3 protein-coding genes are annotated in these 3527 nt (G+C 42.1%); all 3 read left to right on the forward strand.

The genetic code is table 11. The features are described 5' to 3' along the window. The first annotated feature begins 579 nt into the window (after nucleotides 1–579). Nucleotides 580–1146, forward strand: a complete 567-nt coding sequence (locus tag V7K67_RS34235) for a ferric reductase-like transmembrane domain-containing protein (RefSeq protein WP_335170343.1) — start codon at nucleotides 580–582, stop codon at nucleotides 1144–1146. Between the two features lie 77 nt (nucleotides 1147–1223). Further along, nucleotides 1224–2246 carry a WD40 repeat domain-containing protein gene (locus tag V7K67_RS34240; protein WP_335170345.1) on the forward strand — a complete coding sequence of 341 codons (1023 nt, stop codon included), beginning with the start codon at nucleotides 1224–1226 and terminating at the stop codon, nucleotides 2244–2246. A 94-nt stretch (nucleotides 2247–2340) separates the two neighbouring features. Then, nucleotides 2341–3527: peroxidase family protein (locus V7K67_RS34245; protein ID WP_335170347.1), on the forward strand; the 1187-nt coding region annotated here is incomplete at its 3' end.

The following is a 3527-nucleotide window of genomic DNA, read 5'->3' on the forward strand; positions in this document are numbered from 1 at the left end:
CAAACTGGCAAAAGTGAGCCGGACTTTTCAGTGAGCAAGCAGGGAGACAACTTGAAAGTTGAAACCCCAAGCCCTGAACCATCGGATGGACACTAAGAAAGTAAAGATGAGAGTCTGGGACGCAATTCTATTTATTTTTTGAGCCATTTATTACAAGAAGAAAAGGCTCAAAAAATGGATTCCATCTGGGCAAACTTATTAAGAATATTATCAAAAAACACCTGATTTGGGTGGGATTACAATCGTTTAAAAGTATGTCTTACGAAAAAAATCAATCCAGTTTTTGCAAAACTGCATAAATATCTAATTAGGCGTAGATACTTCTACAGAAGTACCCAGGCTTTACAAACATCCTCTCATGACGACTGTTCAATTCTTACATGATAAAAGTCATAACAAAAGTAGTCACAAGTCAGAAATGAGTCAGGAAATCTCAGGCTTTAACTCAGTTAACAGTGGAGTTAGATAAATATACCAGTCTGACGCTGGCAAGCTTTGACCTGACTCGCTCCTTTGGGTGTAGGAAATATTTAACTTATAAAAAAGTGGCTTTTATTGAAAAATTAATGAGGATTAGTCATGACAGTAATCGATACAGCACCGTTAGAAAACAGCCTGGGATTTCTAGCTTTAGGAGCTTATATTCTTACCTTAATGCCCACGAATCTCAGAATAATTTTTCCTCAAACTAAACAAGCGAGCCTTCCCAAATGGCTGTTAAAATATCGAAGACTTATCGGTATTCTGGCTTTCTGCTTGGCTTTGCTTCACGGTTTCCTCTTAGTGAAAAAGAGAGACCTTGATTTTTTAGATCCCAATACTTATTGGATTTATATCCAGGGTGTATCTACCTTCATAATTTTTACCCTATTGGCAATTACTTCTAATGACTGGAGTGTCAAAAGACTGAAAAAAAATTGGAAGCGATTACATACCCTGACTTACTTAGCCATGTTCCTGCTCACTTGGCACGTTTGGGACAAAATGTCAGAGCATTGGAGCTATTTAACCCCGATTGCGCTAGTAGGGATTGTTACGACAACCCTTTTATTTCTAATGCGACGCTGGATTGAACATCGAAATAAACAACAAAAAGCGAGAGAAAAAGCCTTATCATCTCAAATTCCAGAAAAAATTACTCTATAGTACCGCTAGTCTCCGACACCGTTACGCAGTGGGTGCAAGTCAGATTATTCTCCCACTCGCACAAGGAATGTCCCGTTATGAGATCGAAACAAATTAGCTGGAAATCTTCAGCAGCATTGGCAATCAGCACCCTAACAATCTTGGTTGGTAGCAGTTGTGCTAGCCTATTCTTCCACTTCCGAAACGCTACTGTTGCTACTATCTCTGTTACAACTACTAAACCCTTACGTTCTCTCCAAGGAAATTCAACTTGGGTTTACGCCCTCGCAATTAGCCCTAATGGACGCTTCCTCGCCAGTGGTAGTTACGATAAAAAAATAAAAATTTGGGATCTGGCTAGTAACACCTTACTTTATACTTTAGAAGGACACGGCAATGCAGTAGTAAGCCTTGCCATCAGTCCAGATAGCAAGCTGCTCGCTAGTGGCAGTTGGGATAACCGGATTAAACTCTGGAATCTGGAGACGGGGCAACTGCTTCGGACTTTAGATGGCCATACAGATGATGTAGAAGCTGTTGCCATCAGCCCCAACGGAAAGTGGTTAGCCAGTGGTAGTGCTGACAAAACCATCCGCATCTGGAACATGCAGACTGGCGTAGAAGTGCATCAGTTCTTGGATGGAAAGTGGGTAAGAACTGTTGCTTTTAGTCCGGATGGGCAGACTTTAGCTAGTGGCAATGAGGGTGGCACACTCAAAATTTGGCGAATCATGGATGGTGCTGTTCTACAAACCCTGAATGGTCATTCACAAGCCGTGCGCTCAGTGGCTTTTAGCCCTGATGGACGGACTTTAGCGAGTGGCAGTGCTGATAGGACAGTCAAACTCTGGCAAATGCCCACTGGTAAATTGTTGCACTCCCTAATTGGACATGAAGGAGTTGTGTGGTCAGTGGCTTTCAGTCCCGATGGCAAGAGATTAGCTAGTGGTAGCAATGATAGCACTATCAAGTTATGGGGGTTGCCTGAAGGCAAACTCTTGGAGAATTTGATCGGGCATGAGCGAGGCGTGCGGTCAGTAGTTTTCAGACCGCATGGAAACATGCTAGCCAGCAGCAGTGCCGACAAAACCATCAAACTCTGGTCTCTTCCTAAAGAGTGATAAGAAGCTTTCAGAAAGTAAACAAATCTATAAGGAGGAAATCTGATGATAGACAGGGATACATCCTAGCCGACATTAATTTGACAACTAGGCTATGCCATCTCTGCTTACAAAAGTGTCAAAGCTGTCAAAATCACTTTCTTTTGATAAGTTTATCGAAATCTCAAGTGCAGATTGCTTTAACGCAATAGTCATTCAATCAATTAACTTTACCTTAATTTTGGAGCATTATATGAGTGGATTTGGTCACGGTTCCGTCGGCACACGAGAACAAGCATTTACACATTTACTGCCTTTAAGAGCAAAAAGCTATGCGACCCATGAACTGCTAGAACTTGCTAACAGCATCAAGTCAGAGCCAGATACCGTGAAAGATGGTCCTGATCCTGAAGAAAATTTGCTGTTACCAGCAGGTTATACATACTTTGGTCAATTCATTGATCACGATCTCACCTTTGACAACACATCATCTTTGAATCCAGCAGATATTGGTTCTCAAGAGCGTTTCCCAACTAACTTACGGACTCCACGTTTTGATTTGGACTCTTTATACGGTGACGGACCTGATGCTAACCCTTTTATATACGCTGAGGACGGGGCTACTCTTTTATATAAAAACGGTACTGAAAATCAGGTTCAACCTACCGCCAGTAATACAAAGCTAGTTGAAGACTTTAAAAATCAGGCAGTTCAAGACCTACTGCGTAGCCCCAATGGTCGCGCGATTGTTGGTGACAAACGTAATGATGAAAACTCGATCATTAGTCAAATCCAATTGTCTTTTGTCAAGTATCATAATGCAGTAGTAGCAAAGCTCAAACAAGACAATCAGAAACTGCAAGACGATCAGAAACTGACAGGTACTGCTTTGTTTGAAGCAGCACAAAACGAAGTACGCTGGGCTTATCAAAAGATAGTGATAGAAGACTTTTTGCCGCGCATTGTTAACGCAAATGTTCTAGAAGGTCTAAAAGACAAAACTCGTGACCAGCGCGCCCAAAACTATGCTCTTTACACAGAAGACAAACGCGAGAATTTACCCCGCGAATTTGTAGTAGCAGCTTACCGCTTTGGACATTCTGGAGTACGCTTTGGTTATCGTCTCAACAATGATAAACGCTTTAGCATTTTCCCGGGTAGCGATAATAAAAACCCAGACGATGACAGTTTATTAGGATTCGAGCCACTACCGAGTCATCACGTCATTGATAACTGGGCGCGCTTTTTCCCACTCACAAGTCCAGGAGTGTTACCCAATGAGCCTCGTGAAAGTCCTGCTGG

The sequence above is a fragment of the Nostoc sp. genome, assembly GCF_036917155.1.
GTDB lineage: Bacteria > Cyanobacteriota > Cyanobacteriia > Cyanobacteriales > Nostocaceae > Nostoc.

What these genes read in the sequence shown, in the direction of transcription:
- V7K67_RS34240 (WP_335170345.1), top strand. Translation starts at nt 1,224, where the DNA reads ATGAGATCGAAACAAATTAGCTGGAAATCTTCAGCAGCATTGGCAATC.
- V7K67_RS34235 (WP_335170343.1), top strand. Translation starts at nt 580, where the DNA reads ATGACAGTAATCGATACAGCACCGTTAGAAAACAGCCTGGGATTTCTA.